The 20,614-nt window shown below is 59.6% G+C and carries 17 protein-coding genes, 1 tRNA gene and 1 pseudogene; 12 read left to right on the top strand and 7 right to left on the bottom strand.

Annotated features, from left to right (window positions below):
• Positions 1-19: 19 nt before the first annotated feature.
• Positions 20-2,941, bottom strand: coding sequence for an excinuclease ABC subunit UvrA (uvrA, locus tag L901_RS02430; RefSeq protein ID WP_020809937.1), 2,922 nt, complete (start codon positions 2,939-2,941; stop codon positions 20-22).
• A gap of 264 nt (positions 2,942-3,205) precedes the next feature.
• Here uvrA and L901_RS02425 point away from each other — a divergent pair, with 264 nt between their 5' ends.
• Together L901_RS02425 and L901_RS02420 are read left to right on the top strand one after the other, a co-directional pair.
• Positions 3,206-3,781 carry a single-stranded DNA-binding protein gene (locus L901_RS02425; protein WP_020809938.1) on the top strand — a complete coding sequence of 192 codons (576 nt, stop codon included), beginning with the start codon at positions 3,206-3,208 and terminating at the stop codon, positions 3,779-3,781.
• Between the two features lie 39 nt (positions 3,782-3,820).
• The gene (locus L901_RS02420; protein WP_059753033.1) at positions 3,821-4,075 is read left to right on the top strand and encodes a hypothetical protein; all 255 of its coding nucleotides are present in this window, start codon (positions 3,821-3,823) and stop codon (positions 4,073-4,075) included.
• 56 nt (positions 4,076-4,131) lie between these two features.
• On the opposite strand, the gene L901_RS02415 is transcribed toward L901_RS02420, so the two are convergent.
• Both L901_RS02415 and L901_RS02410 read right to left on the bottom strand, forming a co-directional pair.
• The gene (locus tag L901_RS02415) at positions 4,132-5,280 is read right to left on the bottom strand and encodes an HPP family protein (RefSeq protein ID WP_059753030.1); all 1,149 of its coding nucleotides are present in this window, start codon (positions 5,278-5,280) and stop codon (positions 4,132-4,134) included.
• 132 nt (positions 5,281-5,412) lie between these two features.
• Positions 5,413-6,041 (bottom strand): annotated as a pseudogene (locus L901_RS02410) (MarC family protein).
• 217 nt (positions 6,042-6,258) lie between these two features.
• Here L901_RS02410 and gyrA point away from each other — a divergent pair.
• Positions 6,259-9,051, top strand: coding sequence for a DNA gyrase subunit A (gyrA, locus tag L901_RS02405; RefSeq protein WP_059753028.1), 2,793 nt, complete (start codon positions 6,259-6,261; stop codon positions 9,049-9,051).
• Positions 9,052-9,147: 96 nt separating this feature from the next.
• On the opposite strand, the gene L901_RS02400 is transcribed toward gyrA, so the two are convergent.
• From L901_RS02400 to L901_RS02390, 3 genes are all read right to left on the bottom strand, one after another.
• Positions 9,148-9,408, bottom strand: a complete 261-nt coding sequence (locus L901_RS02400) for a hypothetical protein (RefSeq protein ID WP_003502750.1) — start codon at positions 9,406-9,408, stop codon at positions 9,148-9,150.
• An 83-nt stretch (positions 9,409-9,491) separates the two neighbouring features.
• Positions 9,492-10,985: a D-alanyl-D-alanine carboxypeptidase family protein gene (locus tag L901_RS02395; protein ID WP_082710415.1), complete on the bottom strand. Its 1,494-nt coding sequence runs from the start codon at positions 10,983-10,985 to the stop codon at positions 9,492-9,494.
• Positions 10,986-11,123: 138 nt separating this feature from the next.
• The gene (locus L901_RS02390; RefSeq protein ID WP_059753025.1) at positions 11,124-11,843 is read right to left on the bottom strand and encodes a hypothetical protein; all 720 of its coding nucleotides are present in this window, start codon (positions 11,841-11,843) and stop codon (positions 11,124-11,126) included.
• Between the two features lie 137 nt (positions 11,844-11,980).
• On the opposite strand from L901_RS02390, the gene L901_RS02385 reads away from it, so the two are divergent.
• The 5 genes from L901_RS02385 (at position 11,981) to L901_RS02370 (ending at position 15,548) form a co-directional block, all read left to right on the top strand.
• Positions 11,981-12,244 carry a hypothetical protein gene (locus tag L901_RS02385; RefSeq protein ID WP_035261275.1) on the top strand — a complete coding sequence of 88 codons (264 nt, stop codon included), beginning with the start codon at positions 11,981-11,983 and terminating at the stop codon, positions 12,242-12,244.
• A gap of 15 nt (positions 12,245-12,259) precedes the next feature.
• Positions 12,260-12,487: a hypothetical protein gene (locus tag L901_RS02380; protein ID WP_035261278.1), complete on the top strand. Its 228-nt coding sequence runs from the start codon at positions 12,260-12,262 to the stop codon at positions 12,485-12,487.
• A 343-nt stretch (positions 12,488-12,830) separates the two neighbouring features.
• Positions 12,831-12,983 (top strand): hypothetical protein, encoded by a 153-nt coding sequence (locus tag L901_RS25880; RefSeq protein WP_162935873.1) that lies wholly within the window; start codon positions 12,831-12,833, stop codon positions 12,981-12,983.
• 87 nt (positions 12,984-13,070) lie between these two features.
• Positions 13,071-13,160 (top strand) — tRNA-Ser (locus tag L901_RS02375).
• Between the two features lie 543 nt (positions 13,161-13,703).
• On the top strand, positions 13,704-15,548 hold the full coding sequence (locus tag L901_RS02370) for an SUMF1/EgtB/PvdO family nonheme iron enzyme (protein ID WP_197419687.1): 1,845 nt from the start codon (positions 13,704-13,706) through the stop codon (positions 15,546-15,548).
• Positions 15,549-15,741: 193 nt separating this feature from the next.
• On the opposite strand, the gene L901_RS02365 is transcribed toward L901_RS02370, so the two are convergent.
• Positions 15,742-16,080, bottom strand: coding sequence for a hypothetical protein (locus tag L901_RS02365; RefSeq protein WP_059753019.1), 339 nt, complete (start codon positions 16,078-16,080; stop codon positions 15,742-15,744).
• A 318-nt stretch (positions 16,081-16,398) separates the two neighbouring features.
• Between L901_RS02365 and L901_RS02360 the strand changes: the two genes are divergently transcribed.
• The 4 genes from L901_RS02360 (at position 16,399) to L901_RS02345 (ending at position 20,565) form a co-directional block, all read left to right on the top strand.
• Entirely contained in the window at positions 16,399-17,487 is a 1,089-nt protein-coding gene (locus tag L901_RS02360) for a septal ring lytic transglycosylase RlpA family protein (RefSeq protein ID WP_059753015.1), read from the top strand.
• 75 nt (positions 17,488-17,562) lie between these two features.
• A complete protein-coding gene (locus L901_RS02355) occupies positions 17,563-18,735 on the top strand; it encodes a D-alanyl-D-alanine carboxypeptidase family protein (protein WP_059753011.1) in 1,173 nt (390 codons plus the stop codon).
• Between the two features lie 137 nt (positions 18,736-18,872).
• Positions 18,873-19,547 carry a dTMP kinase gene (gene tmk / locus L901_RS02350; RefSeq protein WP_059753217.1) on the top strand — a complete coding sequence of 225 codons (675 nt, stop codon included), beginning with the start codon at positions 18,873-18,875 and terminating at the stop codon, positions 19,545-19,547.
• The gene (locus tag L901_RS02345) at positions 19,540-20,565 is read left to right on the top strand and encodes a DNA polymerase III subunit delta' (RefSeq protein WP_059753009.1); all 1,026 of its coding nucleotides are present in this window, start codon (positions 19,540-19,542) and stop codon (positions 20,563-20,565) included. Before tmk ends, L901_RS02345 begins: the two co-directional genes overlap by 8 nt.
• Positions 20,566-20,614: the final 49 nt, after the last annotated feature.

Genomic DNA, 20,614 nt, shown 5'->3' with positions numbered 1-20,614 from the left:
TTGCGACGAAAGCTGCGGATTACTCCGCAGCCTCCCGTTTTCCGGCCGGCCGGCGCTCCAGAAGCTCCTTCAGGAAGTGACCGGTATAGGAGCGCTCGACCTTGACGATGTCTTCCGGTGTACCGGTCGCCACCACCTCGCCGCCGCCCGTGCCGCCTTCGGGTCCGATGTCGATGATCCAGTCAGCCGTCTTGATGACTTCGAGATTATGCTCGATCACCACGACGGAATTGCCCTGTTCGACCAGCGCATGCAGCATTTCCAGGAGCTTGTTGACATCGTGGAAATGCAGGCCGGTCGTCGGTTCGTCGAGAATATAGAGCGTGCGGCCCGTCGAGCGCTTCGAGAGTTCCTTGGCGAGCTTGACGCGCTGCGCCTCGCCGCCGGAGAGCGTATTGGCCTGCTGGCCGACCTTGATGTAACCGAGGCCGACATCGAAAAGCGATTGCAGCTTGTCGCGCACGGCCGGCACGGCGGCGAAGAACTCCACGCCTTCCTCCACCGTCATATCCAGCACATCGGCGATGGACTTGCCCTTGAAGGTGACATCGAGCGTCTCGCGATTGTAACGCTTGCCGTGACAGACATCGCAGGTGACGTAGACGTCAGGCAGGAAGTGCATCTCGATCTTGATGACGCCGTCGCCCTGGCAGGCCTCGCAGCGGCCGCCCTTGACGTTGAAGGAGAAACGGCCCGGCGCGTAACCGCGCGCCTTCGCTTCCGGCAGACCGGCGAACCAGTCACGGATCGGCGTGAAGGCGCCGGTATAGGTGGCCGGGTTGGAACGCGGCGTGCGGCCAATCGGCGACTGGTCGATATCGATGACCTTGTCGATGAATTCGAAACCGTCGATGCGGTCGTGTTCGGCCGGGATTTCGCGCGCACCCATCACCCTTCGAGCCGCCGATTTGTAGAGCGTCTCGATCAGGAAGGTGGACTTGCCGCCGCCCGAAACGCCGGTTACGGCCGTGAAAACACCGAGCGGCACGGCGGCCGTGACATTCTTCAGGTTATTACCGCGTGCGCCAAAAACCTTGATTTCGCGGCCCTTCTTGGGCTTGCGGCGCTCCGCCGGCACGGCGACGCCGAGCTCGCCGGAGAGATATTTGCCGGTCAGCGATTTCGGATTGGCCATCACCTCCTGCGGTGAGCCTTCAGCGATCACCTGACCGCCATGAATGCCGGCGGCCGGGCCGATATCGACGACATAATCCGCCGTCAGAATGGCATCCTCGTCATGTTCGACCACGATGACGGTATTGCCGATATCGCGCAGATGTTTCAGCGTATCGAGCAGGCGGGCATTGTCACGCTGGTGCAGGCCGATCGACGGTTCGTCGAGAACATAGAGAACGCCGGTGAGGCCCGAACCGATCTGCGAGGCGAGCCGGATGCGCTGGCTTTCACCGCCGGAAAGCGTGCCGGAATTGCGCGACAGGCTGAGATAATCCAGCCCGACATCGTTGAGGAAACGCAGGCGCTCGCGGATTTCCTTAAGAATACGGACTGCGATCTCGTTCTGCTTGGCGTTGAGGCTTTCCGGCAGCACCTCGAACCAGTCGCGCGCGGTGCGGATCGACATTTCGGTGACTTCGCCGATATGCAGCCTGTTGATCTTGACGGCGAGCGCTTCCGGCTTCAGGCGATAACCGGCGCAGGCCGGGCAGGGGGCCGCCGACATGTAGCGTTCGATTTCCTCACGCGCCCAGGCGCTGTCGGTCTCTTTCCAGCGACGCTCCAGATTGGGCACGATGCCTTCGAAATTCTTCACAGTCTTGTAGGAGCGGGCGCCGTCCTGATAGTTGAATTCGATCTTGTCATCGGTGCCCTGCAGGATGGCGTGCTGCGCCTCTTTCGAAAGATCCGACCACTTGCTCGACAGCTTGAAGCCGAAAGCCTTGCCGAGCGCTTCCAAGGTCTGATTGTAATAGGGCGAGGAGGATTTGGCCCAGGGAGCGATGGCGCCGTCGCGCAGGGTACGGGCCGGCTCCGGCACGATCAGGTTTTCATCCACCTTCTGCTGCGAACCGAGGCCATCGCAGCTCGGGCAGGCGCCGAAGGGATTGTTGAAGGAGAACAGCCGCGGCTCGATTTCCGGAATGGTGAAGCCGGAAACGGGGCAGGCGAATTTTTCCGAAAACAGTACACGCTCATGGGTCTCGTTGAGCGACTTGTTGGCGGAACCGCCGGCGGCGGTTTCTTCCGGCGGCAGGGGCTTGTCGGCGAATTCCGCGACCGCCAACCCGTCGGCGAGCTTGAGGCAGGTTTCGAGACTGTCGGCAAGGCGCGCCGCCATATCCGGGCGCACCACCGCACGGTCGACCACCACGTCGATATCGTGCTTGTATTTCTTGTCGAGGGCGGGCACGTCGGCGATTTCGTAGAACTGGCCATCCACCTTGACGCGCTGGAAGCCCTTCTTCATCAGGTCGGCGAGTTCCTTTTTATATTCGCCTTTGCGGCCGCGCACCATTGGCGCGAGAATATAAAGACGTGTGCCTTCCTCGAAAGCGAGGATGCGATCGACCATCTGGCTGACCGTCTGGCTTTCGATCGGCAGGCCCGTGGCCGGCGAATAGGGCACGCCGACACGCGCGAACAGCAGGCGCATATAGTCGTAGATTTCGGTGACCGTGCCGACCGTGGAACGCGGATTGCGCGATGTGGTCTTCTGCTCGATGGAGATTGCCGGTGACAGGCCGTCGATCTGGTCGACATCCGGCTTCTGCATCATTTCCAGGAACTGGCGCGCATAGGCCGAAAGGCTTTCGACATAACGGCGCTGGCCCTCGGCATAGATCGTATCGAAGGCAAGCGAGGACTTGCCCGAACCGGAAAGGCCGGTCATGACGATCAGCTTGTTGCGCGGCAGGTCCAGATCGATGCCCTTGAGGTTGTGCTCACGGGCGCCACGGATGGAAATCGTCTTCAGTTCACTCATGACAAGGCTCGGACAAAAATAACAGGCTTGATGGCAGCGCGTCCTTATGTAGTGACGCAGCCGGATGTGTCGAGGTCTATTCCCAATCGGTCGCAGCTTTTCGGAATGCTTGACTCGAAATCTGCGATTTAATAGAACAAAAAAGGAACGAATTGCAAGCGCGAATGTCTGCTCCCGCAGCTTAAGATTATTCTTTGTGGATAGTTCCATGCTTGCGGTGCCCTTTGCGGGCGGCGGCAGCTATTGTGTGGCGAATTTTTTGAAATGCAATTGCCGGTCATGATGGCCGGCGGACAGGATGACGAGATGGCTGGTAGCGTAAACAAGGTAATTCTGATCGGAAACGTGGGCGCCGATCCCGAAATCCGCCGGACGCAGGATGGCCGCCCCATCGCCAATCTGCGCATTGCCACCTCGGAGACCTGGCGGGACCGTAACAGCGGCGAGCGCCGTGAGAAGACCGAATGGCACACCGTCGTCGTCTTCAACGAAGGCCTGTGCAAGGTCGTCGAGCAATATGTCAAGAAGGGCGCCAAGCTCTATATTGAAGGCCAGCTGCAGACGCGCAAATGGCAGGACCAGACCGGCAATGACCGTTATTCCACTGAAATCGTTTTGCAGGGCTTCAACTCCACGCTGACGATGCTCGATGGTCGCGGTGAGGGCGGTGGCCGTAGCGGCGGCGATTTCGGTGGCGGCAACGATTATGGCAGCGGCGGCGGCTCCAGCTATGGCGGCGGTTACGACCAGCAGTCCTCTCCGCGCGGCGGCTCTTCCCGTGGCGGCGGCCAGCCTTCCGGCGGCTTCTCCAACGATATGGATGACGATATTCCGTTCTGAGCGGATGGCGAATTCGGGAAAGCGTAACGGGAGACAGGCATGAGTGATGCGCCCGCACCGAAACAGCCGGCGACCTGGCGCATCGTTCTTGCCTTCTTCCTCGATTTCTGGACGGCGTTTTTCGCCGCCGGATTTCTCGTGGCGGCGGTTGCAGGCGGGCGCACGCCACAGGGTTTTGCCTTGAACGGTGTGCCTGCCTTTATCGCGTTTGCGCTTATCATCGCATATTTTGTCGTGCTCGGCCGGTTCTTTGGCGGCACGCTATGGCAGCGTCTCCTGAAGGCGAGGCGCTAACATCCGGCTTTGCCGGCTCTCCGATAGGGGAGAAGGTATTTCGGCGTCGCGGCAGACTATGCCGCGACCTTGTCCGCCAGCATCGCGACCATGACATCGGATTGCGACACGATGCCCACCATCTTGCCTCTGGCGTCGATCACCGGCAGGTAATGTAGTCCTTCTTCGGCAAAGCGGATGATGGCCTCCTCGATTGCCGTTTCCGGCCGTACGGTTCTGACCGGCGATGTCATGATGTCCTTGACGGTATCGTTGGGGGCGCTTGCGCCGGAGAGGATGAGGCGCAGCCGCTGCAGGAAATCGATGGAGGGGCGGCCGTTTCTCCAGCTCGCCTTTTCCAGAAAATCCGTCTGGGTGACGATGCCGACGATCTCCGCTTTATCGTTGGTGACCGGCAATGCCTTGAAATGGTGGCTGTGCATCAGCGCGTGGGCATGGCGCAGACTGTCATCAGGCGCAACACCGACGACATCGCGCGACATGACGCTGGCGCAATCGAGATGCAGCGCACGGCGACGCCAGGAGCGCAATTCGGTCTTGCGTAAAATGGTTTCGAGCTCGTCCCGGTCGATATCCAGGACCTGGTCATATTCCTTCAGCACCTCGTCGAGGTCGTTGGAGGAAAATCCGATTTTCTGGATGGGGGTCGGATCGGTAGTGCCATGGGCGGCCTTGCCAAGCTTCAGGCCGTGAGGATAGGCGCGGCCGGTGGCATTGTTATAGGCGAGGGCCAAGGCAAGAAGGATCAGCGAATTTCCGGCGACCGGCCATAGCAGGAAGCCATAACCGAGGCTGTGTATGGCAGGGCCGCCGAGAACGGCGGTCAGCGCCACGGCACCGCTTGGCGGGTGCAGGCAGCGCAAAACCATCATCGCGGCAATGGCGAGGCTGATGGCGAGCGCGCTGGCAAGAAATAGATCCGGAACCAGCAGTGCGACTGTTACGCCCACGAAGGCCGAAACGAGGTTGCCGCAGAGGATCGACCAGGGCTGCGCCAGCGGGCTGGAGGGCACGGCGAACAGAAGCACGGCCGAAGCGCCCATCGGGGCGATCATGGCGGGCAGGGTGGGATCGAAACTGAGAGCGAGACTTCCCAGAAGGCCGGTCAGCAGAATGCCGACAAAGGCGCCGATTGCGGAGCGCAGCCTTTCCCTGTTGCTGACGGGTGCGGCATCCGGGATGAGGCGACGCAGCGTGGAACGCATGGAGATAACTTTCAAATCCGAAAAAACATGCGTCTTTTAGCCGAAGCGGCGGTCGGATTTAAAGGGAGGATTTTCCGGCGTTTTAGCGGTTGGCGGGAATTTATTGCGCAGGCACCGCCAAGGGTCGGCTTTTCAAAAAGCGAAGGCCGATTTTATGCCGTCGACCACGAACTGCACGGAAAGGGCGGCAAGCAGCACGCCGAGCAGACGGGTCAGGATCGCGCGGCCGGTATTGCCGAGAAAACGGTCCATCCGCTCCGAGACGATCAGGGCTGCATAAACGAGGGCCATGGCGAAAGCGAGGATCAGGATGAGCACCAACATCTCACGGTGGTTTTCATCGAGCCGGCAAGTAGCACGGTCGCGGAAATGGCGCCCGGCCCGGCGATCAGGGGCAGCGCCAGCGGAAAGACCGCCAGATTGTGAAGGTGGTCCTTGGTGATGGCGATCTCGGAGGTCTTTTCCTTGCGCTCCTGGCGTTTTTCGAAAATCATCTCGAAGGAAATCCAGAACAGCAACAGGCCGCCGGCGATACGGAAAGCGCCGAGCGAGATGCCGAGAAGATTGAGGATGGCAAGGCCGAAGAGCGCGAAGACGGCGAGAATGCCGAAGGCGATGATGGAGCCGCGCAGCGCCACCTGGCTGCGCTGGTCGCGCGTCATGCCGGCGGTCAGCGCCAGAAAGACGGGGGCAAGGCCCGGCGGATCGAGCGTGACCAGAAGTGTGGTAAGCGCGTTGATGAGCGTTTCGCTGCTGGCCATTCTTTCCCCGTCTCATCTGTTTTTAGGGCGGAGCCTACGCAAGTCGCCGGCACTTTGAAAGGGAGCGGCGGCGCTTTTGCCGGGCTAAATCGTGAAATGCGGCGTTCGTCTTGCAAATGACGCAAAAGCCTGTTCAAAACTCGCCGGGAAATTGGCTTAACGTGGCTGTTTCCGCTATAAAAATCCATCCGATTCTTAACAGAGAATGTGATCCGTTTTGACTGACCAGAGCCCCCCCGGCGGCGGAAAACTTCCGCCAGGCATTGAACCGATTTCCATCATGGAGGAAATGCAGCGGTCGTATCTCGATTACGCCATGAGCGTCATCGTGTCCCGCGCGCTTCCCGATGTGCGAGACGGCCTGAAGCCGGTTCATCGCCGTATTCTTTACGGCATGTCCGAACTCGGCATCGACTGGAACAAGAAATACGTCAAATGCGCCCGCGTTACCGGGGACGTGATGGGTAAATTCCATCCGCACGGCAATGCGGCGATCTATGACGCTTTGGCGCGTATGGCGCAGGACTGGTCGCTCCGCCTGCCGCTGATCGACGGGCAAGGCAATTTCGGCTCCATCGACGGCGATCCGCCGGCCGCAGAACGTTATACCGAATGCCGTCTGGAAAAGGCCGCCCATTCGCTGCTCGACGATCTCGACAAGGAAACGGTCGATTTCCGCGACAACTATGACGGCACCTTGCAGGAGCCGGTCGTCATTCCGGCGAAGTTCCCGAACCTTCTGGTCAACGGGGCAGGCGGCATTGCGGTCGGCATGGCCACCAATATTCCGCCGCACAATCTCTCGGAAGTCATCGACGGCTGTATCGCCATGATCGACAATCCGGCGATCGAGCTGCCGGAGCTGATGCAGATCATTCCCGGTCCGGATTTCCCGACCGGCGCGCTGATCATGGGCCGTTCCGGCATCCGTTCGGCCTATGAGACCGGTCGCGGCTCGGTCATCATGCGCGGCCGCGCCACCATCGAACCGATGCGCGGCGACCGCGAGCAGATCATCATCACCGAAGTTCCCTATCAGGTGAACAAGGCGAACATGATCGAAAAGATGGCCGAACTGGTCAAGGAAAAGCGCATCGAGGGCATTTCCGACCTGCGCGACGAATCCGACCGTCAGGGTTATCGCGTCGTCATCGAATTGAAGCGCGACGCCAATGCGGAAGTGATCCTGAACCAGCTTTATCGCTACACGCCGCTGCAAACCTCCTTCGGATGCAACATGGTGGCGCTGAACGGCGGCAAGCCGGAGCAGATGACGCTCATCGACATGCTGCGCGCCTTCGTGGCCTTCCGCGAGGATGTGGTCAGCCGTCGTACGAAATATCTGCTGCGCAAGGCGCGCGAGCGTGCGCATGTGTTGGTTGGTCTGGCGATTGCGGTTGCCAATATCGACGAGGTCATCCGGGTTATCCGTCATGCGCCCGATCCCGCTTCGGCTCGCGAAGAGCTGATGACGCGGCGCTGGCCGGCGCATGATGTGGAAAGCCTGATCCGTCTGATCGACGATCCGCGCCACCGCATCAATGAAGACGGCACCTATAATCTCTCGGAAGAGCAGGCGCGCGCCATTCTCGAACTGCGCCTTGCCCGCCTCACCGCGCTTGGCCGCGATGAAATCGGCGACGAGCTGAACAAGATCGGTGCTGAAATTTCCGAGTACCTCGAAATCCTGTCGTCGCGCCTGCGCATCCAGCAGATCGTCAAGGACGAGCTTGTCGCCATCCGCGACGAGTTCGGCACGCCGCGCCGGTCCGAGATTGTCGAGGGCGGTCCCGATATGGACGATGAAGACCTCATCGCCCGCGAGGACATGGTCGTTACCGTTTCGCATCTCGGCTATATCAAGCGCGTGCCGCTGACCACTTACCGGGCGCAGCGTCGCGGCGGCAAGGGCCGTTCCGGCATGGCGACGCGCGACGAGGATTTCGTCAACCGTCTCTTCGTTGCCAATACCCATACGCCGGTGCTGTTCTTCTCCTCGCGTGGCATCGTCTACAAGGAAAAGGTCTGGCGTCTGCCGATCGGCACGCCGCAGTCCAAGGGCAAGGCCCTCATCAACATGCTGCCGCTGGAGCCCGGCGAGCGCATCACCACCATCATGCCGTTGCCCGAGGACGAAACGACCTGGGAAACGCTGGATGTGATGTTCTCGACGACGCGCGGCACGGTTCGCCGCAACAAGCTCGGCGACTTCGTGCAGGTCAACCGCAATGGCAAGATCGCCATGAAGCTGGACGAGGAGGGCGATGAAATCCTCTCCGTCGAAACCTGTACGGACCGCGACGACGTGCTGCTGACGACCGCGCTCGGCCAGTGCATCCGCTTCCCCGTGGACGATGTGCGCGTCTTTGCCGGCCGCAACTCCGTCGGCGTGCGCGGTATCAACATGGCCGAGGGTGACCGCATCATCTCCATGACCATTGTGGGCCATGTGGAAGCTGAACCGTGGGAGCGTGCGGCCTATCTGAAGCGCTCGGCTACCGAGCGGCGTGCCGCAGGCGTCGATGAGGATGATATCGCGCTCGTCGGCGAAGAGGTGACGGAAGAGGGTGAACTCAGCGAAGAGCGCTATCAGGAACTGAAGGCACGCGAAGAATTCGTGCTGACGGTTTCGGTAAAGGGCTTCGGCAAGCGTTCCTCTTCTTACGACTTCCGCACCTCGGGTCGCGGCGGCAAGGGCATCCGCGCCACCGATACCTCGAAGACCAACGAGATCGGCGAACTCGTCGCAGCCTTCCCCGTGGACGAAGGCGACCAGATCATGCTGGTTTCCGATGGCGGTCAGCTCATCCGCGTGCCGGTCAACGGCATCCGCATCGCCAGCCGCGCCACCAAGGGTGTGACGATCTTCTCGACCGCCAAGGATGAGAAGGTGGTTTCCGTGGAGCGCATCAACGAGCCGGAAGGCGACGACGAAGCGGAGAACGGCAATGGCGAAGATGCCGCCGACGATCTGCCTGATACGCCGGAGGCACCGGATAACGAGGCGTAAGCCGCCTCGTTATCTTCGGTTACCAATCAAGAAAAACCCCGCGGCGCTCAGGCTCCGCGGGGTTTTTGTTTGTGTCGTATCGACTGTGTTTGATCTTCAGCGAATGCGAATATGGACCGGAGCGCGACCCGAGCGGCTCGCGACATGAAGGTGGATGTTCGCTTCCGGCTGATTGGAGCGCCAGGCGCGGGCGCCATGCGACAGAAGCAGCGCTACGAGATCGCGTGTCTTCGCCTTGGAACGATTAAGACCGAGATCGGCGATACGCATCGCCGCTTCGTGAATGGGATGCAGAACCGACAGGCTGCCATGCCCGTTGCCAGACGCAATGTCCGAATAATTCTCGTTGACTGCCATCTTGGAAAGCCTCGCTACACATTACAAACTTCGAGGAGACAGGCGATGTTTCGACCATGAACCACCGCCTGCGGAAACGTCTGTTACTGGAGTGACGCCCAGCAGCTGACGCCTTTCTTTTTCAATGCATTGCATGCATTCACCGCGGCGTTCTGGCCATCGAAGCCGCCAAAACGGGCGCGGTAGATCTGGGAGCCGTCCTTGCTGAAGGCGACCGTGAAGGGTTTTGCGGAGCGCAGTGCCGCGCCGCCCTTTTCCTGCGCGTTCTGCAACAGGCCGCGTGCGGAGTTCTCGTCGGGAGATGCACCGATCTGGATGACCCAGCCGCCCTGCGGAGCCTCGGACCTGGCCGAAACCGAAGGGGCGGAGAGGACAGGCGCCGTGGTGGAGGCGGTGACAATATTGTCCACCTTGGTCGAGTTGGTGATCAACTTGCGGTCCGGTGCAGCGGGCGCCTGATTGATTGGATCCTTGCCCTTCTGCCAGGTGGCGGCTTCCATGGCCTTGACGGCTGCATTGGAAGAGGAGCCTGCGAAGGCGGTGACCGGCGCTTCTTCGTAACGGGTCTGCGGCACTGGACCGGAATTGGGCAGGCCGGCTGCGGTTGCTGCAACTGCCACGGAAGGAACAGCAGCGGCCACGGCGACGGGCTCTTCGACCGGCGCTGAGCGGGTCTGCGCGATCAGGTTGCTGTTGCCGCCACGCGATGCCTGCGGCAGGTAGGTTGCGACAAGCTTGCGCATGGTGGCGTCGCGGGCAGCGCTGGAGCGGCCGCCGAGAACGACGGCGACGATGGAGCGGCCGTCAAGCTGAGCCGATGTGGCAAGGTTGCTGCCGGCTGCACGGGTATAACCGGTCTTGATGCCATCTACACCCTTCACGGTTCCGACGAGGCGGTTATGGTTGCCGATAACCTGCTTGCCGAAGTTGAAGGTGCGGGTGGAGAAATAGCCGTAATATTGCGGGAAATGCTGGCGAAGCGCGACGCCGAGACGGGCCTGGTCGCGCGCCGTTGTCATCTGCGCCGTGTTGGGCAGGCCGTTGGCGTTGCGATAGGTCGTGCGGGTCATGCCGAGTGCACGGGCCTTGGCGGTCATCATTCTGGCGAAACGGTCTTCCGAGCCGCCGAGATATTCGCCGAGCGCGGTTGCCATATCATTTGCAGACCGGGTGACGAGTGCAAGGATAGCCTGTTCCACGGTGATGCTGCCGCCGGCGCGCACGCCGAGCTTGGATGGCGGCTCCTTGGCGGCGTTGGCTGACACCGGCACCTTGGAATCGAGCGAGATACGTCCAGTATTGAGCGCCTCGAATGTCAGATAAAGCGTCATCATCTTCGTCAGCGAAGCCGGATAACGCAGCCCGTCCGGATCCTCGCCATAGAGGACCTTGCCTGTCTTGGCATCGATGACGATGCCCGCATATTTCGGATCGGCCTTTGCGGTTTGAACGGATGTTGCGGTTATGAACGCCGCAGCAAGGGTTAGCGCAATAAACCTTACGAAAGACGTCGCACCCGCTTTGCGCGAATGTGCCCCAGATAGACTTTTCAACACTGCTGAACTCTTCAATCGCATATTTCTGTTCCGCTCGGACACGCCCCGCCCGATGCTCCGGGAAGAAACTTTATCGGGATGGCGTTACCAAGTGGTTTATGAAAGGTATCTGCCTTCCATAAAATGCGACTTTTCGCACGCAATCTGTGCCGTGCTGTTTCACCGATTTCCGTCTTTTACGAGGCGGCGCTCGATATAGTTTTTCACATCCGCGTCCAGCTTTTGCAATTGCGGCAGCAGGGCGGATGAGAAACGGTAGAACAGGCTGAGGTCCTGTCCGGCGTGAATATCCCTCTGGCAATCGCTGCCGGTGGCCGCCTGCGGCGTTTGCGGCAGCAGGCAGCGCACCACATAGGTGCTTTCGCCCTCGCGCTCGCCGGTCAATATGACTTCCTTGCCGTAACCGGAATCAGCGCGCAGGCGGTGCAGCAGCAGGCCGTGCTTCAACGGCACCGGCTCTCCCTCCGTCAGCCGTGAATAGATCGGCCCGAAACGGCCGGACATGTCCTCGGACATGGTGCTTTGCGAAAGCTGGATGAAGATCAGCCCTGCCGCCTGCGCAGGATCGTCGAAGACGGCGCGATTCGCTTCCTCGTAACCCTTGAGGTCAGGCCAGCTTAGATAGAGGTCGACGCGCTCGCGTTCTCCGCCCAGGCGCTCGGAAGGCGCCCGCAGGGTGTTTTTGGCAAGCTTCAGCCGGTCGTTGCCGATGACGATCTCCACCTCCTCGGTGGCCGTTGTATGGCCCGCCTGGAGAATCCGCTCGCCATACCATTTGATGCCGACATTGAGGGCGCCGAGAAAGATGAGAAGAATTCCGGCGATGAGAGCGGCCCGGAGCATGAGTGACGATGAAAGCAGGGGTTTCTGGTCGTTCATGGGCTTCCATATTCGTTCCGGCCACCGGATGAGTTTCCGGCCGGGAAATAGCCGTGCAAAGCTTTAACCCGAGGCGATCGGCATTGAAATGATGTTTTGCCGCTGCTACCTGATAACGACCAAGCAAAGGACGGCATATGGCAGCGCGCGACAGATATTCCCGGAAGCTCGAATGTTCCAGATGTGGTCATCAGGGTTTTGCCGAAGCGTCGGAATCGGATGACAAGAGCCGTCGGGACGTCGATTTTCGCATCGATGAAATGCCGCGTGGATTTCGCGCGGAGCGCGCCTCGGGCGATCCGACGGATTTCATGATCCGCTGCGCCCAGTGCGGCAATATATTCCGTTTCCTGCAGAAAACCGCCTATGCGCCCGGAGGCGAACCGCGCGTGAAGGCCTGAAGGGAAGGTGCCGGCATGACTTTACCGCAACAACCGAACGGAGCGCCGCAAAGGCGCAAGCCGATCTGGCCGTGGATCGTGCTGCTGGTGCTGACGCTTTCAGCCATTTATTCCTATAATCGCGCCAATGAAATCATCGCGGAATTGTCCGATACCTTGCCGCCGGCGCTGCTGAATCTGTTTGAGGATATTCTCCGGGGTGACGGCCGGCATGGCAATGGCGGGCCGAGCATCGGCGTCTGAGGCGAGGGCGGTATAGAGAGCCGCTGGCCTTTTTTGGCCGCGCTTCGTTTTCTGGGCCATAAAAGAAAAAAAGCCCCGCAAAGAGGCGGGGCAGGTTGATCGCTCGGGGAAAGTTGGGCAATGCCCGGGAGCGATGGGTTGATATAAGTGACAATAGTGCTGACGCGATAGGCCATTTCCGTCCCAAACAGTACGCCTATGCATAAATTTCGCTCAATCAGCAGATTTTTGAACGATGAGTTCGGAAAATCTGTAAGACAACTTGACAGACTTTCGCTTTATTCTTCGCATTGCCTCGAATTGCACATATTCGCCTTTAACATAACGTGACATGAGCAGACGCATGGATAAATCGGGAATCCTCTTCGTGGCGCTTTTGCTGGTGCTTGTCGCAATCGTTTTGAGCCTGACGCTGTTCGATACTGCTCAGCAGGTGCCCTCGATACCTTCAGGCGACGGATCCCTGCTGCCGCCGGCAACGCCCCCGGGGCAATGATCTGCCAACCATAAGAGAAGGGCGACACAGCTCGCCCGGGCGGGATTGACGGCCTTTTTCAAACCGCTATAAAGCCTCACCACCGATGGATGGGTGTCCGAGTGGTTTAAGGAACCGGTCTTGAAAACCGGCGTGCGTGAGAGCGTACCGTGGGTTCGAATCCCACCCCATCTGCCATCATAGCTTCCCGCATGCCCCTGTATCTTCCCATTTGGCCTTGATTAATATGGGGATTCTGGTTCATGCGGTTTCCACCGGTTCCCGCAATACACCGTGGCGTCCCGGTAAAACCGGGTAAGTGCCAACCCGAAACCGGGTACGCAAGGCGCATTCACCGACATAACGTTTCGAAAAACCTTCCATATCTTCATAATATCGACAACTCAAAGCGTCATAAGTCCCCAATCGCAATGCGACCGGCTCGATACTGACCGTGACAAACAGCGTTGATACTATCAATAGCGTTTTCTCAGACGGATTTTGAGCATAGTGAGGACTGATTCTTTAATATTGAACCTTATTATTCTTTAGATTATTGAATAAATCAGTATTGATATATTTATGAATACATATATGGGTATATTTTCATATTCAGTCTTCGGTGCCATTTTCTGTTTGGCAATCGGTAGTAACTGGCCAGACGTGCGGGCTGCCGAGATGGTGACGATACGCGCCGGCGGCGATGCGTCATCGTGCGGTCGGATTGGTGGAGACTTCGCGATGGCGACGTCGGAGACCACAAATCTTGAATATGCGGAATTTCTGAATACGGTGGCCGCCATAAACGATCCCCATGGGCTGTATTCACCGATGATGGAGACGCATTTCTGGGGAGGGATATCGAGAAAAGGCGAGCGCGGGAACTTCATATACGCGCCAAAGCCCGGATATGCTGACCTGCCGGTTACCTTTGTGAGTTGGTACTCCGCCGTGAGATATGCAAATTGGATGCATTACGGCAAGCCGTTGAAACCTGCCGGTCTGGGCGTGACGGAAGGGAATGCCTCCAACGGCGCGTATGACACCGCGACATGGTTGAGAAACAGGGATGCGCAATATTGGTTGCCGAGCTGTGCGGAGTGGCGTCAGGCCGCTTTCTTCGATCCGGCCGAAAACAGGCAGCGCCGATATGTCACCGGACATGAATTGCCGCCCTCCGGTATCGGGCCGTCATCGGTCAATTACTTCGATGGCCGCTGGGCTGCGCCTTTCCCGCATCTGATACCGGCAAAGGACTCTGGTACGGCACGGTCTGCGAGCGGAACGCTGGGACAGGCAGGCAATGTTCTGGAATGGGTGGAAGACCTGACCGGTGGCCAGCGCATGGCGCTGGGGGGATCGTTGTTGCTGCCTGCTGCGGCGCTCAAATCGGAATATGTGGATACGGAATATCCTGATGTGACCATTTCCAGCATCGGTTTTCGTGTCGCGTCACGGCTTGCCCCATCGCCCCCAGGCTTCGTCGATCTTCCCGAGGTTCCGTTCAAACAGTATGATTTTGTCCGTGTCGCCGACAAGGGAAATCCGGTCGATCCGAGAACAGGCCGGGGTCGCGTCGAATATGATTTTGACATTGGAAAATACGAGCTGTCCAATCGCGAATATGCGGAATTTCTGAATGCGGTCGCGCGCGAAGGCGACGCTTACGGTCTCTTCAAAATCGATATGCAGACCGGCGTTGTCGGCGGCCTGGAGAAAATATCCGAAGGCGGCAAAGCCACCTATCGATCGAAGCCGGGTTGGGAGAAACGGCCGGTAACCTATGTTTCCTGGTTCGATCTCGCCCGTATGGCAAACTGGCTGCATTACGGCCGCCCCGCAACCGGTAGGCAGGAGCTTGGCACGACGGAGGGAGACGCAAAGACCGGCGCCTATGATACCCGTGCCTTTCCCGCCCCAAAGGCTTCATTCGACAGCGCCCGCTTGCCCTCTCGAAACCTCGGTGCCAGATTTTTTATTCCGAGCGACGACGAGTGGTACAAGGCGGCTTATTACAACGCCGAGAATCGTCGATATTTCAAATATCCAACGAAGTCAGACACGCCACCGAAGCCCGCGTCGGCGCAAATGCCTGCCGGAGCCAACTATACCCTGCTCGACCAGCTTGGCGAGGGCATGCCTTATTTTGTCAGCGAGGTGGACGCCTTTGCAGCGTCGGAAAGTTATTACGGCACGCGCCAGCAAGGCGGTAACGTCTGGGAATGGATCGAAGACTGGCGAAGCAAGGGTGAGGGCGGATGCTGGCGCTGCGACGAGTGGACCAAGGGCATGAGAGGCGGTTCGTTCAACTATACCGAAATCGGACTTTCCGCTGAAAACCTCGACCCCGGCGCCCCGGAACTCGGCCTTTTCGTTTATGGCGCGAGGCTGGCCCGCATCGAGGAAGGGTGGAGGCCCGTGTCGCCTTCGCCTGTTACACTCATTATCGATACTTTAGGCGAGCAAATCGCGACGCTCAAATCCCGTCCCGCATACCTCGCCTTGACGAGCTTCCTTGCGGGAGTTGTTTCGCTCGGCTCGGCGTATTTTGCGATCGCCTACGTCAGACGCAGAGCCGCGAGGTGACTTAAGCGTTGCACATTATTCTCGTCGGACGTCCCCCACAAGGCATTGACCGTGGTGGATACGCAATCCGCAAATTGGGAAAAAACGATCAAACACCAGATGTCGTCCTGACACCGGTGTTCGGTTTGGAAACAGTTTAGCAGCGCCGTAAGGAAAAACCCGCCTTGCGGCGGGTTCCATGCTGTTGATCCAATCAGATTTCCGGGCAGCCCCGTTCATTGGCGAAGGTGATGCGATCCGGTCCCCGGCGCGTGAAGCCTTCGACGACGACGCGACCCGGAGTGACGCGCACGACCTCTGGATCGCGCAGGCCTGCTTCACGGGCGGCGGCGCGGGCTTCGCGTTCGCTGCAGCCGCGCATGCGGGGCGGGCCGCGGCGGTCTACGTCCCGGTCACGATCGCGGATGATGGGGCGAACGCCGTCGGGGCCGATTCTGAGTTCCATGTCCTGCGCACCTGCAGGGATCGGCGCGGCGAAGGATACCAGGGCGATGCCCATCGCAAGAGCTGTGGTTTTCATAAGCTTGATCATGTTTCCTCCTTCAGCCGAAACCGGCGGAAAGCTCGTTTGTTTGCGGGGAGAGAACGCGGTTGCCGTCCATTTGTTCCTTGCCGATGCGGTGAGTGGGAGATGCTGAGGCGGGTAAATTCGGCCCGACGGGTGGGCTTAAAAGATAGAAATCATTAACCACGTTCGTTACAATTTTATCGAATTTGCAGAAGTCGTTCGCATTTTCGCCACGTTATGCACAAGATTAAGCGACTGTTAGGTGCTTCGATGGCAGGGGCAAATAATCGAGGCAAGTGAGGGTGCGGTTCTCCGAGCCAATAGCAGCGTGGGGCAGACGATTTGAATTCTCCGGTCAAGAAACTCGGCATCAACGCCAGGTCGGGCGTGAAGTGGCTTGCAATTTCCGTGCTTTGCGCCGCCACCGCATCGTGTTCCACGACATCCGAGACTAAGCCTAAGCCCAAGCGCAGCAAGGAATATTTTTCCGAATCCGAATATGGCGTCAAAGCCAGCCCGCGTGTGGCCGATGGCAAAGCCATTCCCAAGGGCGGCGGGCGCGAGTTGATCGGCAATGCCTATACCGTCAAGGGCCGCCGTTATTTCCCGAAGGAAGAGCCGGGTTACAACAAGACCGGCCTTGCTTCCTGGTACGGTTCCGCCTTCCATGGCCGCCTGACCGCCAATGGCGAAGTTTACGACAAAGAACATCTTTCTGCCGCACATCCGACATTTCCCCTGCCGAGCTATGCGCGCATCACCAACATGGAAAATGGTGCTTCGGTTCTGGTGCGCGTCAACGATCGCGGACCGTTCCACGAAGGCCGCCTGATCGACGTTTCCAGCAAAACGGCCGATCTTCTCGACATGAAAGCTACCGGCACGGCCAATGTGCGGGTACAATATGCCGGTCGGGCACCGCTCGATGGTCACGACATGCCTTATCTGATGGCATCCTATATTCCGAAGGGTTCGCGTTCGCCGGGTGTAGCGCCCGAAGGGCAGATCGCGACGGGCGTGATGGTGGCTTCGGCCTCGCCGAATTTCGTTCCGGCTCCCGCGTCCAACCCGAATTATGGCGGCTCCGCACAGACGGCGCTCGTCGGTTCCAAGAAGAATGCGGCGCTTCAGGCCATGCCGCTGGTCAACGGCCCGGTGCCGGCTTTCGAGCAGTTCGCGATACTGCCGGAAATCGGCCCTATCCTGGCGGAGCGTCCGGAAGGCAATTTCATGCGTGAGCCGGCGGCGCCCGGCGGCAATTATCTGCGCGTGCCGACGCCTTCCTCCAAATTTGCGGCGGCCTATTCCGAAGAATCTGCTACGGTCTCCAGGACCGCGAGCGCCTTCGACAGCGTGCTCGTCGACCGTGGCGCGCTCAACGAGCAATCGATACTCGCCCATGTGAAGCGTCAGCAGGCGAAGTCGCGCTGACGGATTGAAGGATACGGCCGGCCTCTCGCCTTTATCGCGGGCAGCCGGTTACGGCAGGCAGGACTGGGCGGTTTCATGCGCAAGGCCATTCATCGCTCCTATTGTTCGGTCGTCGCAGCGGCAGCGTTTGCGTTTTTCAGTGCAGGCCCGGTGCAATCGCAGACCGGCCCCTTCATTGCAAAGGCCGAACAGGCCTACATGATCGATGCCGAAACAGGCACGGTGCTTCTTTCGCAAAATGAGAATCAACCTTTTCCGCCCGCGTCGCTTGCCAAGCTGATGACGGTGGAAGTGGTGCTGGATGCGCTGTCAAAGGGGCAGGTGACGTCAGAGACGGCTTACCCCGTCTCCGAATATGCCTGGCGCACGGGCGGCGCGCCCTCGCGCACCTCGACCATGTTCGCGGCGCTGAAATCCTCTGTCAGCATCAACGATCTTTTGACCGGCATCATCGTGCAGAACGCCAATGACGGCTGCATCGTCGTTGCCGAAGGCATGGCGGGTTCGGATGCCGCCTTCGCCAAGCGCATGACTGTGCGGGCGGGCGAACTGGGCATGAGCAGCAGTACCTTCACCAATTCGACCGGGCTTCCCGACCCCGGCAACCGGACGACCGCGAGGGACATGGTGCGTCTTGCGCAACATCTGCGTGACACCTATCCCGAGCGTTACGGGCTTTTCACCAAGCCGGATTTCGAATGGAACCGGATTTTCCAGCGCAACAAGAATACGCTCCTGATGCCCGGCAGCGGCATAGACGGTCTCGGTCTCGGTTTTGCGGAAGGCAGCGGTTTTGCGGCTGTCGTTTCGGCCGAGCGGGAAGGCCGCCGGGTCTATCTGGCGCTTGCCGGCATCGTGGACGACAAGACGCGGCAGGAAGAGGCCCGCCGCGTGGTGGACTGGGGTCTGACCGCCTTTGAAAAACGCCATCTCTTCAGCAAGGACGAAGCGGTCGGGTCGGTCAGCGTTTATGGCGGCGATGTTTCGCATATCGATCTTTCGCCGAAGGAAGATGTCAGCGTGTTGGTGCCGGTCAATAATCCGGATCGTATTTCCGGCCGCATCGTCTATCGCTGGCCCCTGAATGCGCCGCTGGACGTCGGGGCAAATGCCGGAACGCTTAAGATTTTTTCGGGCGAGCGCCTGTTGCGGGAAGTGCCGCTTTATACGAAGGCGGCAGTCGGCAAGGGGTCTCTCACCCAGAATGCGACAGGCGCGCTGAAGGAACTGCTGCTGTTCTGGCTCTGAAAGCCTGTTCCACGGGCGGCCTTGTTCCTATGCTTTTGTTCAGGCATCGGATTTTCTGAAAACCGCTTCACACTTTTCCGTTCGATGCTGTAAACAGGCATTTCAACATTTACGTGAATTCCTCGCAGGACGTGACATTGGCCGAAAAGACCGGATTGTTCATCAGCTTCGAAGGCGGCGAAGGCGCCGGCAAGTCGACGCAGATTCGCACGCTTGCCGAGGCGCTTCGCGGCCGTGGTTTCGAGGTGGTCGTGACGCGTGAGCCGGGCGGCTCGCCGGGTGCGGAGGCCGTTCGGCATGTTCTGCTCTCGGGTGCGGCGGAATCCTTCGGGGTGCGCATGGAAGCGATCCTGTTTGCGGCGGCGCGCAACGACCATGTCGAAGAGGTCATTCGCCCGGCGCTTGCTCGCGGTAAGATCGTGCTCTGCGACCGGTTCCTCGATTCGTCCCGTGTCTATCAGGGCACGACCGGCAATCTGGAGCCGGATTTCATCGAGACACTGCAACGCATTGCGATTGACGGTGTCGTGCCGGAACTGACGCTGATTTTCGACATCGCCGCCGAAAAGGGGCTCGCCCGCGCCAGAAAGCGCGCGGATGAAGGCGCTGCGCCGGACCGCTTCGAAAAAGAGGAAATCGAGACCCACGAGAAGCGGCGGGAGGCCTATCTGGATATTGCGCTTGCCGAGCCGCGTCGTTGCCGGATCGTCAATGCCGATCAGCCGGAAGAAAAAGTGGCGGAGGATGTCATGTCCTTTGTCGAGCCCTTGCTCGAACAGCTGAAAACAGCAGCGGGCGCGGCGCATGAGTGAGGTTCAGGGCGTTCTCGACGGTGCGATTGCGCCGCAGCAGAACACGAAGCTTTTCGGGCATGAGGAAGCGGAAGCCTTCCTCGCGCAGTCCTATCGTTCCGGCAAGGGCCATCATGCCATTCTGATCGAAGGGCCGGAGGGGATCGGCAAGGCGACGCTTGCCTTCCGTTTCGCCAATCATGTGCTCAGCCATCCCGATCCCTCGCTGGCGCCGGATTTTCTTGCCGATCCCGATCCGCAATCGCTGGTCAGCCGGCAGATCACCGCAGGCGCCTCGCACAATCTGCTGCATCTGACCCGTCCGGTGGATGAAAAGACCGGCCGTGTGAAATCCGCCATTACGGTGGACGAGGTGCGGCGGGCAGGGCACTTCTTTTCGCAGACCTCCGGCACCGGCAACTGGCGCATCGTCATCATCGATCCCGCCGACGATCTCAATCGCAACGCCGCGAATGCGATCCTCAAAATACTGGAGGAGCCACCGAAGCGGGCGATGTTCCTCGTCCTGTCGCACGCACCGGGCAAGTTGCTGCCGACCATCCGCTCACGCTGCATGCCCTTGAGGCTCCTGCCGCTTTCCGATGCGGCCATGGTGCAATCTCTCGATCATCTCAGCATCAGCCCGGAAGGCGAAAAACGCGACGCCCTGCTTGCCGCCTCCAAGGGCAGCGTGGCGCAGGCGTTGAAGCTGATGAATTACGGCGGCTCCGACATTGTCGAGGCCTTTGCGGAGGTCATGGCTTCCGAAGGGCCAGGCGTGCGCAAGCAGATGCATAAGCTCGCCGAGGTTCTGGCACAGAAGGATGGTGACATCGTTCTCGGCTTCTTCATGGAGCATGTGACGGAAGAACTGATGGAGCGCGCAAGGGCGGCGGCGATGGCGGGCGATATCGCGGCGGCGGAGAAACATGCACGGCTTTCCTCGGCGCTCTCGGAACGCATCACCGTGGCGCAGGCCTATAATCTCGACAAGAAGCAGATGGTGCTTTCCATTCTGGAAGATATTCGCGGCGTGTGAAGGCGAGGGATCGTGCGGAATGTAGGATTCGACGGTGCATAAATTCTCC

It is taken from the genome of Agrobacterium sp. D14 (assembly GCF_001526505.1).
In the GTDB taxonomy this organism is placed as follows: Bacteria; Pseudomonadota; Alphaproteobacteria; order Rhizobiales; family Rhizobiaceae; genus Agrobacterium; species Agrobacterium leguminum.
This window is presented reverse-complemented; position numbering and strand designations above follow the sequence as displayed.